Here is a 17,999-nt window from a genome sequence, read left to right as displayed (position 1 = left end):
CAAGCACGCCGCCCGCCAGGCGTCGCGCCCGCGCGGCGAGCACGAGGTCAAGGGCCTGGCCTTCCGCGACGAGGGCGAGGCCGAGCAGGAGGCGCCCGCGACCCCGGTGGCGCGCGAGCCGCGCCGGGTGACGTGGCAGAAGCTGACGTTCCTGCCCGCCCTGCTCGCGGCGGTGCTCATCGCCACCTGGCTCTGGTTCGAGCAGGCGGACCTGGACGAGATCTCCAAGAACGCGCTGTCCAACGGACAGGTGGGCAAGGCCCTGCGGCAGCACGTCGAGCTGACAGCGATCTCCACCTTCTTCGTGCTGATCATCGCGATCCCGCTGGGGATCCTGCTGACGCGGCGCCGGTTCCGCAAGGGCGCCCCGGTGGCGATGGCCCTGGCGAACATGGGCCAGGCGACCCCCGCGATCGGCCTGCTCGCGCTCCTGGTGATCTGGATGGGCATCGGCGAGAAGGCGGCCCTGACGGGCATCATCATCTACGCCGTCCTGCCGGTGCTCTCCAACACGATCGCGGGCCTCAAGGCGAACGACCCCACCCTCCTGGAGGCCGCGCGGGGCATCGGCATGTCGCCGCTCGGCGTGCTCGCCAGGGTCGAACTCCCGCTGGCCGTGCCGCTGATCCTCGCGGGCGTGCGCACCGCGCTCGTCCTGAACGTCGGCACGGCGACGCTCGCGACCTTCGGCGGCGGAGGCGGCCTCGGCGTCCTCATCACCACGGGCATCACCAACCAGCGCATGCCGGTCCTGATGCTCGGCTCGATCCTGACGGTGGTGCTCGCCCTGCTCGTGGACTGGCTGGCGTCGCTCGCCGAAGTGGTCCTCAGCCCCCGCGGCCTGGAGGTGCGCTCATGAGGCTCGCGTCGCGTACGAAGGCGCTGGGCGCCGTGGCCGGGATCGTCCTGGCCGCGGGCGGCTGCGGTCTGACCAGCGGCTCGCCGATGGTGGACGACGTGGAGCCCGGCACCGTCGGCCGGGGCAAGCCCCTGGAGGGCGCCGATCTCACCGTCACGTCCAAGGAGTTCACCGAGCAGCTGATCCTCGGCGCGATCATGGGCATCGCCTTCCAGGCGGCGGGCGCCGACGTCCTGGACCGCACCGGCATCCAGGGCTCGATCGGCGCCCGGGAGGCGGTCAAGGGCGGCGACGCGGACGCCATGTACGAGTACACGGGCACCGCGTGGATCACCTACCTCGGCAACTCCAAGCCCGTCACCGACCCGCACCAGCAGTGGGAGGTGGTCCGCGAGGCGGACGCGAAGAACGGCCTGACCTGGCTGCCGCCCGCCTCGCTCAACAACACCTACGCGCTGGCGATGAACGAGTCCAACTTCAAGAAGTACGGCACCAAGACGCTCTCCGACGTCGCAGCCCTCGCGCAGCGGGACTCCAAGGCCGTCACGGTGTGCGTGGAGGGCGAGTTCGCCAACCGCGCGGACGGCCTGCCGGGCATGCAGAAGGCGTACGGCATGAAGCTCCCGGCCGGGAACATCACGCAGATGGACACCGGGATCATCTACACCCAGGCGGAGAAGGGCAGTTGCACCTACGGCGAGGTCTTCACGACGGACGGCCGCATCAAGGCGATGAACCTGACGACGATGGCGGACGACCGCCACTTCTTCCCCAACTACAACGCGGCTCCCGAGATCAACAGCAAGACCCTGAAGAAGTACCCGGAGATCGCGGATGTCCTCGCGCCCATCACGAAGAAGCTCGACAACAAGGTGGCGCAGGACCTGAACTCCAAGGTCGACGTGGACGGCGAGGACCCGCACGAGGTGGCGAAGGACTGGATGGTGGAGCAGGGCTTCGTGAAGGAGTAGCCCGGGGCCACCGGCCGCCTGCCGCCGGGTTCCGGCCATGCAAAGACTCCCTTGCAAAGAATGCGTTGCAACGGAGTCTTTGCATGCGTAGGCTGACAGGCATGACGCAGGACCCGGAGCCTCGGAAGATCCATCATCTCGACGCGCGCTCGCTGCGCGGCCTCGCGCATCCGCTGCGGATGCGGCTGCTCACCTCACTGAGGTTCGACGGCCCGGCCACGGCGTCCCAACTCGCGGAACGCCTGGGCGAGTCGAGCGGCGCGACGAGCTACCACCTGCGCCAGCTCGCGGAGTACGGCTTCGCGGAGGACGACCCCGAGCGCGGCAAGGGCAGGGAGCGCTGGTGGCGGTCCGTCCACCAGGGCACGTACCTCGGCGACCAGCTGCGCACCGACCCGACCCCGGAGGTGCGGGGCGCGCTCAACGCCTATCTGCACGAGGCCGCGACGCACCACGCCCAGGAGCTGGCCACCTGGCTCGGCACCGAGGGCGACTGGTCCAAGGAGTGGGTCGAATCATCGGACATGAGCGACTTCACGCTACAACTCACCCCGGCGCAGAACGCGGAGCTCGGCCGCAAGATCCACGAACTCATCTCAAGCTACCGGAAGTCGCCCCCCGACGAGGGCACTCCGGACGCGGCCCGCGTGCGCATCCACCTGCACTCGTTCCCGACGAAACCCGGGGCCGACACCTGAGAGGAGCACCCACCGTGCACCCCGAGATCCATCTGCTCCTGCACGACGCCCGCGCCGCCGAGCTGCACCGCGCGGCAGCCCCCCGCAGAGCGCCGCGCGCGGCGCTCCGCAGCCAACTGGGCTGGACCCTGGTCGAGTTGGGTCTGCGCCTGGTCAGCAGCTCGGAACCCGCTCGCCCTTCTGCAGGGCCCGCAGCGCGTCGACCGTTCCGGACAGCGTGGTGACCGGGACCAGCTGAAGCCCCTTCGGCTTCTCCGCCTCGGCATCCGAGCACTCGGCCTTCGGCACGAGGAAGACGGTGGCGCCGTCACGGGCCGCGGCCTGCGTCTTCAGGGAGACGCCGCCGACGGCGCCGACCTTGCCGTTCGCCTTGATCGTGCCGGTTCCTGCGATCGTGCGGCCGCCGGTCAGATCGCCGCCGCTGCCGTTCCCGTCCAGCTTGTCGATGATGCCGAGCGCCAGGAAGAGCCCGGCGCTCGGCCCGCCGATCTTCCCGAGGTCGGCGTTGACCTTGACCTTGTCGGTGCCGTCCACGCCGTCCGCCCGCAGCTGGCGAAGCGCCGCCTTCGTCGCGCTGTCCTGCGACTCGCGCATGTCGCCGAGGTTGTGCTCCTCGACTTCCTTCTCGTTGTCGCCCTCCGGGTAGACCGAGTCCTTGGGCATCACGGCCCGGTCCGTACGGAACCAGCCGTCGATCACGTCGCCGAGGCGCACGGTCATCTGCGGGCCCGTCGCCACGATCGTCGTCATCCGCAGCTGCCCCTCGGTCTTCCGCGTGGGCGCCCCGGAGATCGTGAGCACGGGCTTGCCCTCGTACTCCCCCAGCACGTCGGCGGTACCGCCGGGCTGGGCGACGGCGAAGGGGAGCGGGGCGAAGGCGGCGACCGCGAGCAGAGCGACGACGGGCGTCGCGGCGATGGCGAGGACCTTGGGGCGGCTCAGCTGAGCGAGACGAGACAGCACGTGCCCAATCTACGCGAGCGCGGGATCAAGCCCCGCAAGCCGCTCAGCGCAGAGCCTCGGCGACCTCCCGGGCCGCGTCCACCACCCGCGGGCCCACCCTCTCGGGGACCGAGTCCGCCAGCATGACCACGCCCACGCTGCCCTCGAGCCCCGTGACCCCGACGAGGGGCGCGGCCGCGCCGCTGGCCCCGGCCTCCAGCTCCCCGTGGGTGAGCGCGTACCCGGGGTCGGTGATGTGCCCCTGCCGCGCGGCGAGGATGGCCTTGCCCGCGGCGCCCCGGTCCAGGGGGTGGCGGAAACCGGTCCGGTACGCCACGTGGTAGTCGGTCCACGTCGGCTCGACCACGGCGACGGCGAGCGCCTCCGTGCCGTCGACCAGGGTCAGGTGGGCCGTCGCCCCTATGTCCTCGGCGAGGGAGCGGAGCGCGGGAAGCGCGGCCTCGCGCACCAGCGGGTGCACCTGCCGGCCGAGCCGCAGGACGCCGAGGCCCACCCGGGCCCGGCCTCCCAAGTCCCGTCGTACGAGCGCGTGTTGTTCGAGGGTGGCGAGGAGCCGGTACACGACCGTGCGGTTCACCCCGAGTTTGTTGGACAGCTCGGTGACGGTCAGGCCGTGGTCGGTGTCGGCGAGTAGCTTGAGGACGCGCAGTCCTCGGTCGAGCGTCTGAGATGTCTCCGCGGTCACGACGCCCACTCCTTAGTCGTGAGGGTCGACGGCCCCCTCTGCGGCGGGCACCGGCTGCGCTCCGGGGCGGCGCTGCCACGGGGCGTTGTGTAGCGGGGACAGTAGCGAGGGCGTCCCGCTCAGCGGAAGACTCCGTCCAGAATCCGGTCAAGGCGACGGAAAGACGGTCCGGATCATCCCGATACGCACCCCCGCATGTGTATGCGGAACGCACAATGCCTGCACGCACTGCGCACGTTTCCCGACCTTCCGGTGACGAAGAGGCCCTGCGGGAGCGCCCTTTTTTTGGGGGCGCGGGGAACTGCGCGAGCAACCCAGAACGACCCGCAGGCGAAGGCACACCGGAACTAGCTCATCCGCGTAGCCCACTCCTGCACCTTGGCGATGCGCTGCCGAAGCTGCCCGGCGGTAGCCTCCGCACTGGGCGGACCCCCGCACACCCGCCGCAGCTCCGTGTGGATCACCCCGTGCGGCTTCCCGCTCTGGTGGACGTACGCGCCGACCATCGTGTTCAGCTGCTTGCGCAGTTCGAGGAGCTCCTTGTGGGAGACCACGGGCCGGCGCTCGGCGGGCAGCTCCAGGAGGTCGGCCTCGTCGGCGGGCTTCTTCTTGCTGTGGGCGATCTGCCGGGCCTGCCGCTTCTGGAGCAGGAGCTGCACCTGGTCGGGCTCGAGGAGGCCCGGGATGCCGAGGTAGTCCTGCTCCTCCTCGCTGCCGGGGTGGGCCTGCATGCCGAACTCGGCGCCGTCGTAGAGGACGCGGTCGAAGACGGCCTCGGACTCCAGGGCCTCGAAGGAGAACTGCTCCTGCTCGCCGGTGTCCTCGTCCTGCTGCTTGTTCGCCTCGTCCATCTCCTGCTCGGACTCGGCGTACGGGTCCTCCTCGCCCTGCTTCTTCGGCTTGTCGAGGACGTGGTCGCGCTCGACCTCCATCTCGTTGGCGAAGCCGAGCAGGTCGGGGACGGTGGGCAGGAAGACGGACGCGGTCTCGCCGCGCCGCCGGGAGCGCACGAAGCGGCCCACGGCCTGGGCGAAGAACAGCGGGGTCGAGATCGTCGTCGCGTACACGCCGACCGCGAGCCGGGGCACGTCGACGCCCTCGGACACCATGCGGACGGCGACCATCCAGCGGTCGTCGCTACCGCTGAAGTCGTCGATGCGCTGCGAGGCCCCGGTGTCGTCGGAGAGCACGAGCGTGGCCTTGGTCCCGGTGATCTCCCGGATGAGCTTGGCGTACGCGCGCGCCGAGTCCTGGTCGGAGGCGATCACCAGGGCGCCCGCGTCCGGGATGGCCTTGCGCACCTCGCTCAGGCGCCGGTCGGCGGCCCTGAGGACGTTCGGCATCCAGTCGCCGCGCGGGTCCAGGGCGGTGCGCCAGGCCTGCGAGATCGCGTCCTTGGTCATCGGCTCGCCGAGCCGGGCGGCGATCTCGTCACCGGCCTTGGTGCGCCAGCGCATGTTGCCGCTGTAGGAGAGGAAGATGACGGGCCGCACGACGCCGTCGCCGAGGGCGCTGCCGTAGCCGTACGTGTAGTCGGCGGAGGAGCGGCGGATGCCGTCGTTCCCCTCCTCGTACGTCACGAAGGGGATGGGGTTGGTGTCGGAGCGGAAGGGCGTGCCGGTGAGCGCGAGGCGCCGGGTGGCGGGCTCGAAGGCTTCCAGGCAGGCCTCGCCCCAGGACTTGGAGTCGCCGGCGTGGTGGATCTCGTCGAGGATGACGAGGGTCTTGCGCTGCTCCACGCGGTTGCGGTGCAGCATGGGCCGGACGCCGACGCCCGCGTACGTCACGGCGACGCCGTGGTACTCCCTGCTGAGCGGGCCCGCGCTGTACTCCGGGTCCAGCTTGATGCCTATCCGTGCCGCGGCCTCGGCCCACTGCTTCTTCAGGTGCTCGGTGGGGGCGACCACGGTGACCTGCTGCACCACGTGGTGGTGCAGCAGCCAGGACGCGAGCGTCAGCGCGAACGTCGTCTTGCCGGCGCCGGGGGTGGCGACGGCCAGGAAGTCGCGCGGCTGCTCCTGGATGTACCTCTCCATCGCCCCCTGCTGCCAGGCGCGCAGCTTGCTGGCAGTGCCCCAGGGAGCGCGCCCCGGGAAGGCGGGCGAGAGGTGGTGGTTGGAGGCGGCGGTGGTAGTCACGGTCTCCGTTTTTGACGCTGGGGGTACGTACGACAACCGGGCCACCCTACCGGTGGGATGACCGCACTCCAGGGCTGACGCTCGGGTCCGCCCCGGGGTGCGACGCGGTTCACACCGGTCCGCCGGGTGGTCTCAGGCCTTCGCGGCGGGTGCCCGCAGACGCGTGCCCAGCCAGGCCCCGGCGAGCGCCACGGCCGCCATCGGCAGGAACACCGCGGTGAAGGCGCCCGGGTGCGAGCCCGCGGCCCCGGCGCCCGAGCCGTGGCCGCCGATCATGCCGCCGCCGAGCGCGGCGAAGGCGGCGCCGCCCGCGGCGAGCAGGAGGGCGTTGGACAGGCCGTCGGATATCTGGAGCGAGGCGGAGTTCGAGCCCGCGTCCTGTGGGGGCGAGAGGCGGAGCAGCAGGACGCTGGTCGAGGCGATGACCATGCCCATGCCGAGGCAGCCGACGCCCCAGGCGACCGCGACGGTCCACACCGGGACGGCGTCGATCAGCACGCTGGGCGCGGTGGCGATGGCGACGGCGACGAGCACCATCCCGACGGCCACCAGCTTCTCCCGGTGGGCCTCCATGCGCGGCCGCGACTGCACGTACGAGCCGAGGGCCCAGGTGGCGCCGCCCGCCGCGAGCGAGAGGCCCGCGAGCGTCGGTGACAGGCCGCGCTCACTGACCAGCATCAGCGGCACGAACGACTCGGCGGCGACGAAGGACCCGGCGGCCACGCCCCGCAGCAGCACCACGGAGGGAAGCCCGCGCGCGGCGCGGTAGGTGCCGCGCGGCAGCAGGCCGAGCACGGAGGGGACCAGGACGGCCGCGCCGAGCGCCGCCGGGAGCAGGGACAGCCAGCGCAGGTCCTGGCCCGCGTACTGGAGCAGGCCCGCGCCGAGCGAGATGCCGAGGGCGAGCCGGACGCGGCGGCGGTCCAGGGGCTCGGCCGGGGCGTCCGGGTCCAGCGGGCCCGAAGCGTCCCGGCGGATCGCGGGCAGGGCGAGCGCGAGGGGCGCGGCGACCAGGACCGGGACGCCGATGAACACCCACCGCCAGCCCAGGTGCTGCGTCACGGTGCCCGACACCAGGGGGCCGACCACGGACGGCACCACCCAGGCGGCCGCGAACGCCGCCATGATCGAAGGCCGGAGGCGCTCCGGGTACACCCGGCTCACCACCACGTACAGGGACACGATGACGAGGCCGCCGCCGAAGCCCTGCACGGCCCGGCCCAGGATGAACTGCCACATCGCGCCCGCCGTGCCGGACAGCAGGAGGCCCGCGGCGAAGGCGGACATGCCGCCGGTCAGCGGGCCGAGGGGGCCGCGCCGGTCGCCCCACTGCCCGGAGAGCACCATCCCGAACAGGCTGGTCGTGAAGTACGCGGAGAACCCGAACGCGTACAGCGAGAGGCCGTCGAGCTCCCGGGCCGCCACCGGCATCGCCGTGCCGACGGCGGTCGCCTCGAAGGCGATGAGCAGCACGACGGACACGATCCCGATGCTCAGCGCCCGATACGGTTTCGCGAGCACACCGCCGTCGGACACCTCGTGGGGTGCCGCCTGCGGGGCGGCTGGTGCGGTGGCGACGTCGGTGTCGCGGGAGTCGTGGGTGGTCATGCCGGCCAGCGTAGGAGCGGGCACCGACATCCGACGCCTGTCTGGAGACGGGCCTGACCTGGTCCCTTGGTCGTACGCCCCCGGCCTCTTCCACGGCGTTCGCGGACCTGCTCTCTCCGACCCGGGGAGGGGGCCCCGGTGGCGGGCGGCCTTCCGCCGGGGGTCAGCGCGCCGGGCTCACAGCACCTTCGCGCTCTTGAGGACCGCGTCCGCCGCCTCCTGCTCGGCCCCCTCGCCCGGCTTCGCCAGGCCCATCAGGAACACCGACCGTCCGGCGTCCGCGCTGATCACCGTGAGGCGCAGCCGGGTCTCGCCGTCCTCGCCCTTCATCATGAGGACGACCGTGTGGGCGGGGTGCCCGCCGACCGTGGTCGCCTCGGACCCGGTCTGCTCCGCCGACCCGTCCGGGTTGAAGAACTCCGCGTTGGACCGGGCGGCGCGCTCCGTCTGGGCCTTCAGGTCCGACTCCGCGACGGCGCCGCCGCGTCCGGTGAGCACCATGCCGTAGCGGCCGCTGTCCTCGCCCTCGCCCTCGGCGCCCGTCCTGATCGAGCTCGTGAAGGCGTTGACGAGGTCCCCCTTGTCCCGCGTCCAGCCCTCGGGAAGCCGGTACGACACCCCGGCCTTCAGGTCCGTCTCCCAGGGCCGCCCCGCCAGCGGCTCTTCGTCCCCGCCCCTGCTCCACCACCAGGCCCCGAGCCCGGCACCCACCAGCGTCACGACCACGACCGCGATGATCCCCTGCCGCCGCCGCGACCGCCCCGACGGCGACGGCTGCGGCGGCTGCGACTGCTGCGGCGCATAGGGAGGCGGAGGGGGAACCGGGGCCTGCGGGGGCGGTGTCGTCATGCGCACCAGTGTCGCCAACAGCCCGGAAGCGGCCTTGAGTACGGGTACTCAAGGGCTACTCACGCGGCACGGCTTTTCGGACACGTTTTCCTTGTGACGCCGGGCACGAGCCGTGGTGCAGTCGTGAAGATCTTTCACGGTATCGTCACTTCCACCGCAGAATCTGCGGCCCGCACGCCACGCGAGTGAACGCGCCGCAGGATCGGCGTCGTTCAAGAATGCACTATTTGTGCGTAGGTGTCCGTAATGGCGGGCAACCCTGCCTGCCGATTGCGGACTCTCCCTCCCCTCCCTGTACGCATGGGAACAGCAGCCCGGCCCGACCACCGGCACTGCCTCTCCACCACGCACACTTGGGGGTCTCACGCATGTCCGGAATCACCCGCCGCCAGGCCATCGGCGCGGCGAGCGCCGCGAGCGCCGCCGCCGGGCTCGCCGTCGTCGGCGTCGGCGCCACGCCCGCTGCCGCCGCCCCGCGCGGCGCCCGCCCCGCCGAGCCCGCCTCCTTCGACGAGGTCTACCTCGGCCGCCGCATCCAGGGCGGGCCCGCCGGAGGCCACGGCGGGCACCACGCCGACCACGGCGGCGGCTACTCCGTCCGCATCGACGGCGACGAGCTGCACATCATGCGCAACGCCGACGGCACCTGGATCAGCGCCATCACCCACTACGACCCGCAGGCCACGCCCCGCGCCCTCGCCCGCGCCGCCGTCGACGACCTCCAGGGCGCCGCCCTGGTCCCGCTCGTCCCCTCCACCCGCTGATCCGGAGCCCCGCCGCCATGACCGTACGCAAGAACCAGGCCCAGCTCACCGCCGACGAGAAGCGGCGCTTCGTCAACGCGCTGCTCGCGCTGAAGCGCGACGGGCGTTACGACTCCTTCGTCTCCACTCACAACGACTTCATCATGAGCGACCGCGACGACAGCGACCGCGTCGGCCACCGCTCCCCGTCGTTCCTGCCCTGGCACCGCCGCTTCCTCATACAGTTCGAGCAGGCCCTCCAGTCCGTCGACGCCTCCGTCGCCCTGCCCTACTGGGACTGGACCACCGACCGCACCCCCGCCGCCTCCCTCTGGGCCCCCGACTTCCTCGGCGGCACGGGGCGCTCCCGCGACGGCCAGGTCACGGACGGCGCCTTCGCCGCCACGGGCAACGGCTGGCGCATCAACGTCCGCGTCGACGGGCGCGACTTCCTCCGCCGCGGCCTCGGCTCCAGCGGCGTCCAGCTCCCCACCAAGGCCGAGGTGGACTCCGTCCTCGCCACGCCCGTCTACGACGCCGCGCCGTGGAACAGCGCGTCCGACGGCTTCCGCAACCACCTCGAAGGGTGGCGCGGCGTGAACCTCCACAACCGCGTCCACGTCTGGGTCGGCGGCCACATGGCCACCGGGGCCTCCCCCAACGACCCCGTCTTCTGGCTGCACCACGCCTACGTCGACAAGCTGTGGACGCAGTGGCAGTCGCGGCACCCCAACTCGCCCTACCTGCCCGCAGCGGGCACGCGCAACGTCGTCGACCTGCGCGACACGATGCGGCCGTGGGGCGACGTGACCCCTGCGGACATGCTGGACCACACGAGGTACTACACCTACGACGTGGCGGCCTGAAGGAAGTCGCGCCAGGCCCCTGCGCTGAACCCTAGGCAGGGGCCTTGCTTGTTCTTGGAGTCCCGTACGTGGATGGTGCCGGGGGTGGTGGCGACCTCGACGCAGTCCGTGCCCTCATTGCTGCTGCTGTAGCTGCTCTTGGCCCACTCCAGCGCGACCTCAACGCAGTCGTTGATGTTGCTACTGTCGCTGTAACTGCTCTTGAACCACTCCAGCTCGGAAGCGCCCCCGACGTAGGACTTACGGGTCATGTCTCTCCCAGCACTTGCTCGATGAAGGCCATCGACTCCCTCGGCGTGAGAGCCTGGGCCCGGATGATGCCATACCGCAGTTCGAGGATGCGGAGCTGCTTCGCTTCGTAGACGGGGCGGCTGCCGAACATGCCCTCACCCCGCCCCACTCCCGAGCCGTCGCCGAACTTCAACACCTCGATCAGGCCGCTCAGGCCGGGATGTCCCTCACAGCTCGTAGGCATCACCTGGAGTTCGACGCTTGGCAACTGACCTACCTCCAGGAGATGTTCGAGCTGCCGACGCAAAACCATTGTCCCCCCAACAGGCCTGCGGAGCGTCACCTCTTCCTGGACAAAGCTCAGCTCAGGCGCCTGGCTACGCTTGAGGATGGACTGTCGCGCCATCCGCGCGGCAAGCAGCTGCTCAAGCTCGTCCTGGGAGTACGCGGGCCGCCGCGTCCGCAGCAGCGCATCTCCGTACTCTTCCGTCTGCAACAGCCCATGGATGTTGTGGTTGCTGTAGAGGCACAGCTCCACAGCCCTCTCCTCCAGCTTCGCCAGCTCCCGAACCTTCTTCGGGTACCTCGCCTTGGCCATCTCCTCCTTCATCGCCGAGATGAAACCGTTCGCGTCCAGGACCTCGTCCGCCGCGTCCAGGTACTCCGGGCGCGGGATCCGCGCTCCGCGCTCCACCTTGCGCACCTGGTCCTCGCCGTAGCCGATGGCCTCGCCGAACTCCGACGCGCTCAGGCCGCGCGCCTCGCGCCAGCGCCGCTGCTGGTGGCCCAAGGCCTCCACCACCGACGCGATCTCGTCCTCGGGCTCGACGTCCCAGCCCGCCTCGTCCACGCTCTCGCCGTCCGCGCTCATCAACGCACCTCCGAAGTGCCGCCCCGCTCCAACGCGCAGCCGTACCCGTACGACACCCTGGACAGCCGGGACAGGACCGGACAGCGACGGGACAGTCACCGTACGTGCACACCGCACCACGGTGCAGGCTAAGTGCCTTGCGCCACGCTGAGGCGCATGAACACAGAGACCACACAAGCCCTGGCCCCCGTACGGCAGTTCAGCGCGCTGATGCCGTCAAGCCCGCGCGGAGCGCACCTGGCCCGGCGTGCCGTCGTACGCGAACTCATGGCGTGGGAGCGCCCCTTCGAGAGCGCGGAGCACATCGTGGCGGAGCTGGCGAGCAACGCGGTGCGGCACGGGCACGTGCCGGGGCGGAACTTCCGCCTGACGCTGCGGCTCACGGCGAACGGGGTGCTGCGGGTGGAGGTGAGCGACACGTGCGCCGAGCGGCTGCCCCGCGCGCCGGGGGCGGCGGAACCGGACGACGAGTCGGGCCGGGGCCTCGCGCTGGTGGCGGCCTTCGCGGACCGCTGGGGCACGGAGGTCGGCCCGGAGCCGCGCAAGACGGTGTGGGCGGAGCTCGGCTGCGGCCGGTAGGGATCGATGGGGATTCTCCTGAGCCAAGAGTTGTTGATCGGCCGTTGACCAGCCCCGATTACCGTCCGGCACCATGAGACATCCATATCGCCCACGCCGGGCCCCAGCCCGGCAGGGCTTGGCAGGGGCCGTGACGCTGGCCCTGCTGACGACGCTGCTGGGGGCCCTCGCGGTCACCCAGGCGCCGCCTGCCCTCGCCGCCATGCATACCTATAAGGCGGCCACGTTCAACATGCAGAACGGAAACCGCTGGGACGGCACCGTAACGAACGCAGGCGGAAACCTGGAAGCCGATCTCCTGGACACCTCTGACGCACCCGACGTCGTGGCGCTCCAAGAGCTGGGCAGTTGGGCTCCTTGCGTCGACAGCAGGTCAGAGACGCGCCAGGTCCGGAGCGGCCGTCTGGCCGGGACCGAGGACCCCCGGTACTGGGAGGTGACCGAATGTAGTGACCCGTTCGTCAAGGCAAGGGGCTACGACCTGTTCTTCCTCGGCATCGAGAACGGCAACTCCACCCGGAACCTCGGCTTCGTGGTCAAGAGCGAACTGGACGTGTCGCTCGCCAATGACGTCCACGTCATCGGGCGGGCCGTGGACGGCAACGGGGACTTGGTCCCGGGCAATCCCAAGCCGATGCTCGGCATCAAGGTGGGCGGTGACACGTGGTTCTACAGCGTGCACGGCGCGAACAACACCGACGACCGGGGTGACACCGCCAACCGCATCGCCGCGGCCAGGGCGGATGCGGGTCTCATCAGTTGGACAGTGCTCGGTGACTTCAACAGGAGAGCGGAGACGTGGGGGCGCGCCGACCTCAACGGAGCACATGTCGTGGACTCCGGAACGGCTACGTACAAGGCCCCTCTCCCCACCCTTCCCACAGGGAAGAACCTGGACTACGCGATCACCAGCGCCGCGCCGCCGGCCACCTACGTGGGCGTGCGCGTGAACAACCTCTACTCCGACCACCATGCGGTGTTGTTCGAGACGCGCTGCCGCAATCGAAATACCGTAGCCCGCTCCACCACACGCGGCGAGGCCTGCGGGAAGGAGACCGCTGCCGTCTCCATGGGCGACAGCTACATCTCCGGTGAGGCCGGCCGGTGGGCGGGCAACGCCAACACCGGCCCCGGCGGCGACGTGTGGGGCACCGACCGCAGGGCCGACTGCGAGGGCGGCAAGGACTGCATCTACGGAGAGACGTCGTACGACGGCGGAACCGGCTGCGACCGCTCGGACGTCGCCCCCATCAAGAGCGCCGCGCTCGACGGCATCCCCAGAGAACGCCGTTTCAACATCGCCTGCTCAGGGGCCGAGACGAAACACATCACCTCGGAGAAATTCAAGAACCAGGAGCCGCAGGCGGAGAAGCTGGCGCAATTGGCGAAGGACTACGACGTCAAGATGATCGTGGTGTCCATCGGCGGCAACGACCTGGGCTTCTCCAAGATCATCACCGACTGCGTCTGGCGCTACTGGGGCTGGCCGAGCGGCGGCTCCTGCAACACGAGCTCCGCGAACGCGGAGCTGAAGGAGAAGCTGGACAAAACACGGGGCGACGTCGTCAAGGCCCTGGAGAAGATCCGCTCCGTCATGACGGACGCCGGGTACGAGCGCGACGAGTACGACCTGGTGCTGAGCACATACCCGAATCCACTGCCCCGCAGCGAGCAGATGAAGTACGACGTCCATGACGGCGATACCGACCGCTACAGCATCGGGGGCTGCCCCTTCCGCGACACCGACGTGGACTGGGCCCGCGACGAGCTCATGCCGGGCATTACCTCCATGCTGCGCGACGCGGCGAAGAACGCCGGGACATCCCTGCTGAACGTGGAGGACGCGTTCGCTGGGCACGAGCTGTGCCGCAAGGGCACCAAGCAGGCCACGAGCGCGAACTCGCGCGCGAACCCGGTGTCGGACGCGGACGCAGAGTGGGTCCGGTGGATTCCGTTCCTGTTCGACAAGACGCAGAACTGGCTGTGGGGGTCCCAAGGGGCCAAGCAGGAGGCCATCCACCCCAATGCCTACGGGCAGAAGGCGCTCGGCTCGTGTCTGGCGGATTTCGCCCGGTCGCGCGTGCCGGGGCAGGCGAAGACGTCGACGTGCGTGGGCACTCCGGGCCAGGACACTGACGGTGTGGGCCTTGAGCACGCGGTCCGCATTTCCCAGTACAAAACGAATGACGCCATTCCCCAGGAAGTTCTGCAGCGTCACACACCCGATTCCAAGTGGGTGTCCACAGGCCCGGACGACGCCGACACAGGACGGTGGTACATCAACGGTGACCCCAGCGCCCTGAAGACCGGCGAGGAGCCTGAGGACGACGAGGTACTAGAGACCGCCATCAGGAACAGGACGGGACAGTACCTGCAGGGTGACGGCGGGAGTTCGTGGCAATGGGCATCCGTCACCGACACCCCCCGCATCTGGAAGATCAAGCCAATCGGGTCACCCGGTGCTTTCTTCATCACCACGGATGACGAGAAGTGGTGCCTGGCCGTTGAACCCCGTTCCACCCAATGGGGCTCCCTGAGGCCGTGCAGCACCTCCAATTTCCTTCGCATCTCATGGAAGATCGAGAAGGCCGACATAAAGATCACCCCCCGCCCCCAGCCCATCCACCGCACCGGCCACCTCAAGTCCGCCAAGGACGACCTCGTCGCCGACGTCGACAACGCGTGGTCGGAGCCGGGCACCCGCGTGAAGGCGCTCGCGCCCAAGGACCACCCCGCCCAGAAGTGGCGGGCACGCTCCACGCCCGAGGGGTGGCAGATCATCAGCGCCCTGGACGGCGCCCCCGTACTGGCCCATGACACCGACAAGCACGAGGCGCGCCTCGCCAAGGACGACGACGGGGACAAGGACCAGCTGTGGCAGGCCGAGGACGCGGGCGACGGCTGGACGCGGCTGCGCAACGGCGGCCGGTGTCTGACGGCGGGCGGCGAGGACGAGACGCTGGCCCTCAAGGACTGCGCGGCCGACGACGCCGGGCAGCGGTGGAAGGCCCTCGGAGTCACTCCGGAGAAGCCGGACGACGAAGGCAAGGACGGCGACGCCGGTGACCCGTACGACGACGGGGAACCGGTGCGTGACGACAAGCCCGCCGCCTCCGGCGACTGCCGGCCCGAGGGGATGGCGAAGACGGCCGGGGTGGACACGCCCTACTGCGACGTGTACGACGAGCAGGGCCGCGAGTGGCTCGGCAACGGCCGCTCGCGGCGCGTGGTCGGCTACTTCACCGGCTGGCGCACCGGCGCCAAGGGCGACCCGAAGTACCTGGTCGGCAACATCCCGTGGACCAAGGTCACGCACATCAACTACGCGTTCGCGCACGTCAAGGACGACAAGATCTCGGTCGGGGACACGTCCGACCCGAAGAACCCGGCCACCGGCATGACCTGGCCCGGCAACCCGCGCGCCGAGATGGACGACTCGCTGCCGTACAAGGGGCACTTCAACCTGCTGACCAAGTACAAGAAGCGGCACCCGTCGGTGAAGACGCTGATCTCGGTCGGCGGCTGGGCGGAGACCCGCGAGTTCTACTCGATGGCCACCAACGCGGACGGATCGGTCAACCAGGGCGGCATCGACACTTTCGCGGACTCCGTCGTCGACTTCCTCCAGCGGTACGGGTTCGACGGGGTGGACATCGACTACGAGTACCCCACCGCGCTGCCCAAGACCGGCAACCCCAAGGACTGGGACGTCGCCGACCCGCGCCGCAAGGGCCTGACCAAGGGCTACAACGCGCTGATGAAGACGCTGCGGGAGAAGCTCGACCGGGCCGGGGCCGACAAGGGCCGGTACCTCCAGCTCACCTCCGCGGGCTCCTCGTCGGGCTATCTGGTGCGCGGCCTGGACGCCGGAAAGTCCTTCCAGTACCAGGACTTCGTCAACGTCATGTCGTACGACCTGCACGGCTCCTGGAACAAGTACGTCGGCCCGCAGGCGCCGCTGTACGACGACGGCAAGGACAACGAGCTGGCGGCCGCCGGCGTCTACGACGACCAGAAGGCGGACACCAAGGACTTCCAGAAGCACGGCTACTTCAACACCGACTGGGCGTACCACTACTACCGGGGCGCGCTCCCCGCGGGCCGCATCAACCTCGGCCTGCCCTACTACACGCGCGGCTGGCGCGACGTACAGGGCGGCCAGGACGGCCTGTGGGGCACCTCGTCGCTGCCGCAGCAGGGTGACTGCCCGCTTGGCACCGGTGGCCGTGGCGGCCACTCGGACTGCGGCATGGGCGCCGAGGGCATCGACAACATCTGGCACGACATCGAGGACGGCAAGGAGGTCGCCGCGGGCTCCAACCCGCTGTGGCACGCGAAGAACCTGCAACGCGGCACCACGCCCGGCTACTTGAGGTCGTACGGGCTCGACACCACGCAGCAGCGGAACAAGCTGCGCGGCGACTACAGCGAGAAGTACAGCTCCGAGCTGGAAGCCCCGTGGCTGTGGAACGCCGACAAGAAGGTGTTCCTGTCCACCGAGAACGAGCGGTCCATCGACGCCAAGGCCGAGTACGTGAAGGACAACGGCATCGGCGGCGTCATGCTGTGGGAGCTCGCGGGTGACTACGCGGAGCGGCCCGGCGGCGAGTACGGCATGGGCTACGACCTGACGACGCGCCTGGACAAGGCGATGCGCGCTGCGGGCCCCTACGGGGCGACCAAGGCGGGCCAGGGTCGCACCCTGCCCCGGCAGGTCATCGACGCCGACGTCGAGCTCGTCGACTTCCCCACCGGGAAGGACGACTTCTACCCCCTCCAGCCCAAGCTGCGCATCACCAACAACAGCAAGGAGACCCTCGGCCAGGGCACCGAGATCTCCTTCGACATCCCCACCTCCGCCCCGCCCGTCATCAAGGACAACGACTACAAGGTGATGCCGATCGTCAAACCCGGCCGCAGCGGCTCCAACAAGGGCGGACTGAAGGCAGACTTCCACCGCGTGACCATCGAACTCGGCTACTGCGAGGACATCCCGCCGGGCAAGTCCATGGACATCGACGTCAAGTACTACCTGCCGATCACCGGCCCCGCGAACACCGTGGTCAAGATCGGCGACAAGGAGTTCGGCGTCACCGGTGACCAGCGCCGGGGCACCGACACCGTGGAGCCCCCGGCCCCCGCGGCCGGTGGCTGCCCCGCCGTCGACTGGAAGCCCGGCAAGACGTACACCCCGTCGGCGGGCCGCCTCTGGGGCGCGTTCGACAAGGGCGACAAGGGCTGGCAGTTCGAGTACCAGCAGATGAACATGGACTACTACCCCGACCAGTCACGGGTCCACCTCGTGTCCCCGTCCACGACCAACCCCAACCAGTTCTGGCAGGTCAAGGACGCGGGCGACGGCTGGTACACCATCGGCAACAGCGGCCAGTGCCTCACCGCCACCGACGCCGGAGAGGACCTCGCCACCCGGGACTGCGGCGACGGCGAACGCCAGCGCTGGCGCTTCGTCCCCGTCAACGACGACGGCACCGAGGGCTCGCCCGGCGGACCCAAGCACGGCAAGCTCTTCAAGCTGCGCGCCGCCACCGGGCAGGAGGCCGAGGCCGCCAACGGCGACAACGACCACGAGACCCACATCCTGACCGGCGACCCCAAGCGGGCCACCGGCGCCTACGTCAAGCACGACGGCTTCTACTGGTACGCCCAGTGGTACACCACGGTCGAACCGGGCAGGACCGAAGCCGACGGAAGCCGCCCCTGGAAGAAGCTCGGCCCCACGCCGTAGCTCCTCCCGGCGTTCATGAACGCCGTATGGCGGTCCCGTTGCGGGACGGGCCGCGGCCTTGAGAGAGGCCGCGGCCACCGCCTACGGTCGAGGACAAGAGAGCACAGCTTGGCCGTGTGCCCGAGTGGTTTAGGGATTCGCCTGCAAAGCGAAGCACACCGGTTCGATTCCGGTCACGGCCTCTACGTCCGG

Annotated in this window: 14 protein-coding genes and 1 tRNA gene; 8 read left to right on the top strand and 7 right to left on the bottom strand. The window is 70.1% G+C overall.

The features are described from left to right. The first annotated feature begins 55 nt into the window (after nucleotides 1-55). From IG74_RS0123490 to IG74_RS0123480, 3 genes are all read left to right on the top strand, one after another. Nucleotides 56-859 (top strand): ABC transporter permease, encoded by an 804-nt coding sequence (locus IG74_RS0123490; RefSeq protein ID WP_234334429.1) that lies wholly within the window; start codon nucleotides 56-58, stop codon nucleotides 857-859. Next, nucleotides 856-1,830, top strand: coding sequence for a glycine betaine ABC transporter substrate-binding protein (locus tag IG74_RS0123485; protein WP_030680763.1), 975 nt, complete (start codon nucleotides 856-858; stop codon nucleotides 1,828-1,830). The genes IG74_RS0123490 and IG74_RS0123485 overlap by 4 nt, the downstream gene beginning before the upstream one ends. Nucleotides 1,831-1,931: 101 nt before the next feature. After that, nucleotides 1,932-2,528: an ArsR/SmtB family transcription factor gene (locus IG74_RS0123480; RefSeq protein ID WP_030680760.1), complete on the top strand. Its 597-nt coding sequence runs from the start codon at nucleotides 1,932-1,934 to the stop codon at nucleotides 2,526-2,528. Between the two features lie 153 nt (nucleotides 2,529-2,681). On the opposite strand, the gene IG74_RS0123475 is transcribed toward IG74_RS0123480, so the two are convergent. The 5 genes from IG74_RS0123475 to IG74_RS0123455 all read right to left on the bottom strand — a co-directional run bounded on the left by IG74_RS0123475 (nucleotide 2,682) and on the right by IG74_RS0123455 (nucleotide 8,771). Then, nucleotides 2,682-3,491, bottom strand: a complete 810-nt coding sequence (locus IG74_RS0123475) for a S16 family serine protease (RefSeq protein WP_030680757.1) — start codon at nucleotides 3,489-3,491, stop codon at nucleotides 2,682-2,684. A gap of 43 nt (nucleotides 3,492-3,534) precedes the next feature. Then, a complete protein-coding gene (locus tag IG74_RS0123470) occupies nucleotides 3,535-4,176 on the bottom strand; it encodes an IclR family transcriptional regulator (protein WP_030680755.1) in 642 nt (213 codons plus the stop codon). 347 nt (nucleotides 4,177-4,523) lie between these two features. Beyond that, nucleotides 4,524-6,314, bottom strand: a complete 1,791-nt coding sequence (locus IG74_RS0123465; RefSeq protein WP_030680742.1) for a DEAD/DEAH box helicase — start codon at nucleotides 6,312-6,314, stop codon at nucleotides 4,524-4,526. A 132-nt stretch (nucleotides 6,315-6,446) separates the two neighbouring features. Then, entirely contained in the window at nucleotides 6,447-7,922 is a 1,476-nt protein-coding gene (locus IG74_RS0123460) for an MFS transporter (RefSeq protein WP_030680740.1), read from the bottom strand. Between the two features lie 177 nt (nucleotides 7,923-8,099). After that, the gene (locus tag IG74_RS0123455) at nucleotides 8,100-8,771 is read right to left on the bottom strand and encodes a hypothetical protein (RefSeq protein ID WP_158857729.1); all 672 of its coding nucleotides are present in this window, start codon (nucleotides 8,769-8,771) and stop codon (nucleotides 8,100-8,102) included. Nucleotides 8,772-9,139: 368 nt separating this feature from the next. Here IG74_RS0123455 and melC1 point away from each other — a divergent pair, with 368 nt between their 5' ends. Beyond that, nucleotides 9,140-9,535, top strand: coding sequence for an apotyrosinase chaperone MelC1 (gene melC1, locus IG74_RS0123450; RefSeq protein ID WP_030680733.1), 396 nt, complete (start codon nucleotides 9,140-9,142; stop codon nucleotides 9,533-9,535). 17 nt (nucleotides 9,536-9,552) lie between these two features. Next, entirely contained in the window at nucleotides 9,553-10,380 is an 828-nt protein-coding gene (gene melC2, locus IG74_RS0123445; RefSeq protein ID WP_030680731.1) for a tyrosinase MelC2, read from the top strand. On the opposite strand, the gene IG74_RS0123440 is transcribed toward melC2, so the two are convergent. Further along, nucleotides 10,362-10,631: a DUF397 domain-containing protein gene (locus tag IG74_RS0123440; protein ID WP_030680729.1), complete on the bottom strand. Its 270-nt coding sequence runs from the start codon at nucleotides 10,629-10,631 to the stop codon at nucleotides 10,362-10,364. The two genes, melC2 and IG74_RS0123440, sit on opposite strands and share 19 nt — an antisense overlap. Then, nucleotides 10,628-11,482, bottom strand: a complete 855-nt coding sequence (locus IG74_RS0123435; RefSeq protein ID WP_030680724.1) for a helix-turn-helix domain-containing protein — start codon at nucleotides 11,480-11,482, stop codon at nucleotides 10,628-10,630. Before IG74_RS0123435 ends, IG74_RS0123440 begins: the two co-directional genes overlap by 4 nt. Before the next feature lie 156 nt (nucleotides 11,483-11,638). Here IG74_RS0123435 and IG74_RS0123430 point away from each other — a divergent pair, with 156 nt between their 5' ends. The 3 genes from IG74_RS0123430 to IG74_RS0123420 all read left to right on the top strand — a co-directional run bounded on the left by IG74_RS0123430 (nucleotide 11,639) and on the right by IG74_RS0123420 (nucleotide 17,989). Beyond that, the gene (locus tag IG74_RS0123430) at nucleotides 11,639-12,061 is read left to right on the top strand and encodes an ATP-binding protein (RefSeq protein ID WP_030680721.1); all 423 of its coding nucleotides are present in this window, start codon (nucleotides 11,639-11,641) and stop codon (nucleotides 12,059-12,061) included. A gap of 130 nt (nucleotides 12,062-12,191) precedes the next feature. Continuing rightward, nucleotides 12,192-17,807 carry a glycosyl hydrolase family 18 protein gene (locus IG74_RS48075; RefSeq protein WP_051855193.1) on the top strand — a complete coding sequence of 1,872 codons (5,616 nt, stop codon included), beginning with the start codon at nucleotides 12,192-12,194 and terminating at the stop codon, nucleotides 17,805-17,807. Between the two features lie 110 nt (nucleotides 17,808-17,917). Beyond that, nucleotides 17,918-17,989 (top strand) — tRNA-Cys (locus tag IG74_RS0123420). The last annotated feature ends 10 nt before the right edge of the window (nucleotides 17,990-17,999 follow it).

This window comes from Streptomyces sp. NRRL B-1347 (assembly GCF_000720325.1).
In the GTDB taxonomy this organism is placed as follows: Bacteria; Actinomycetota; Actinomycetes; order Streptomycetales; family Streptomycetaceae; genus Streptomyces.
This window is presented reverse-complemented; position numbering and strand designations above follow the sequence as displayed.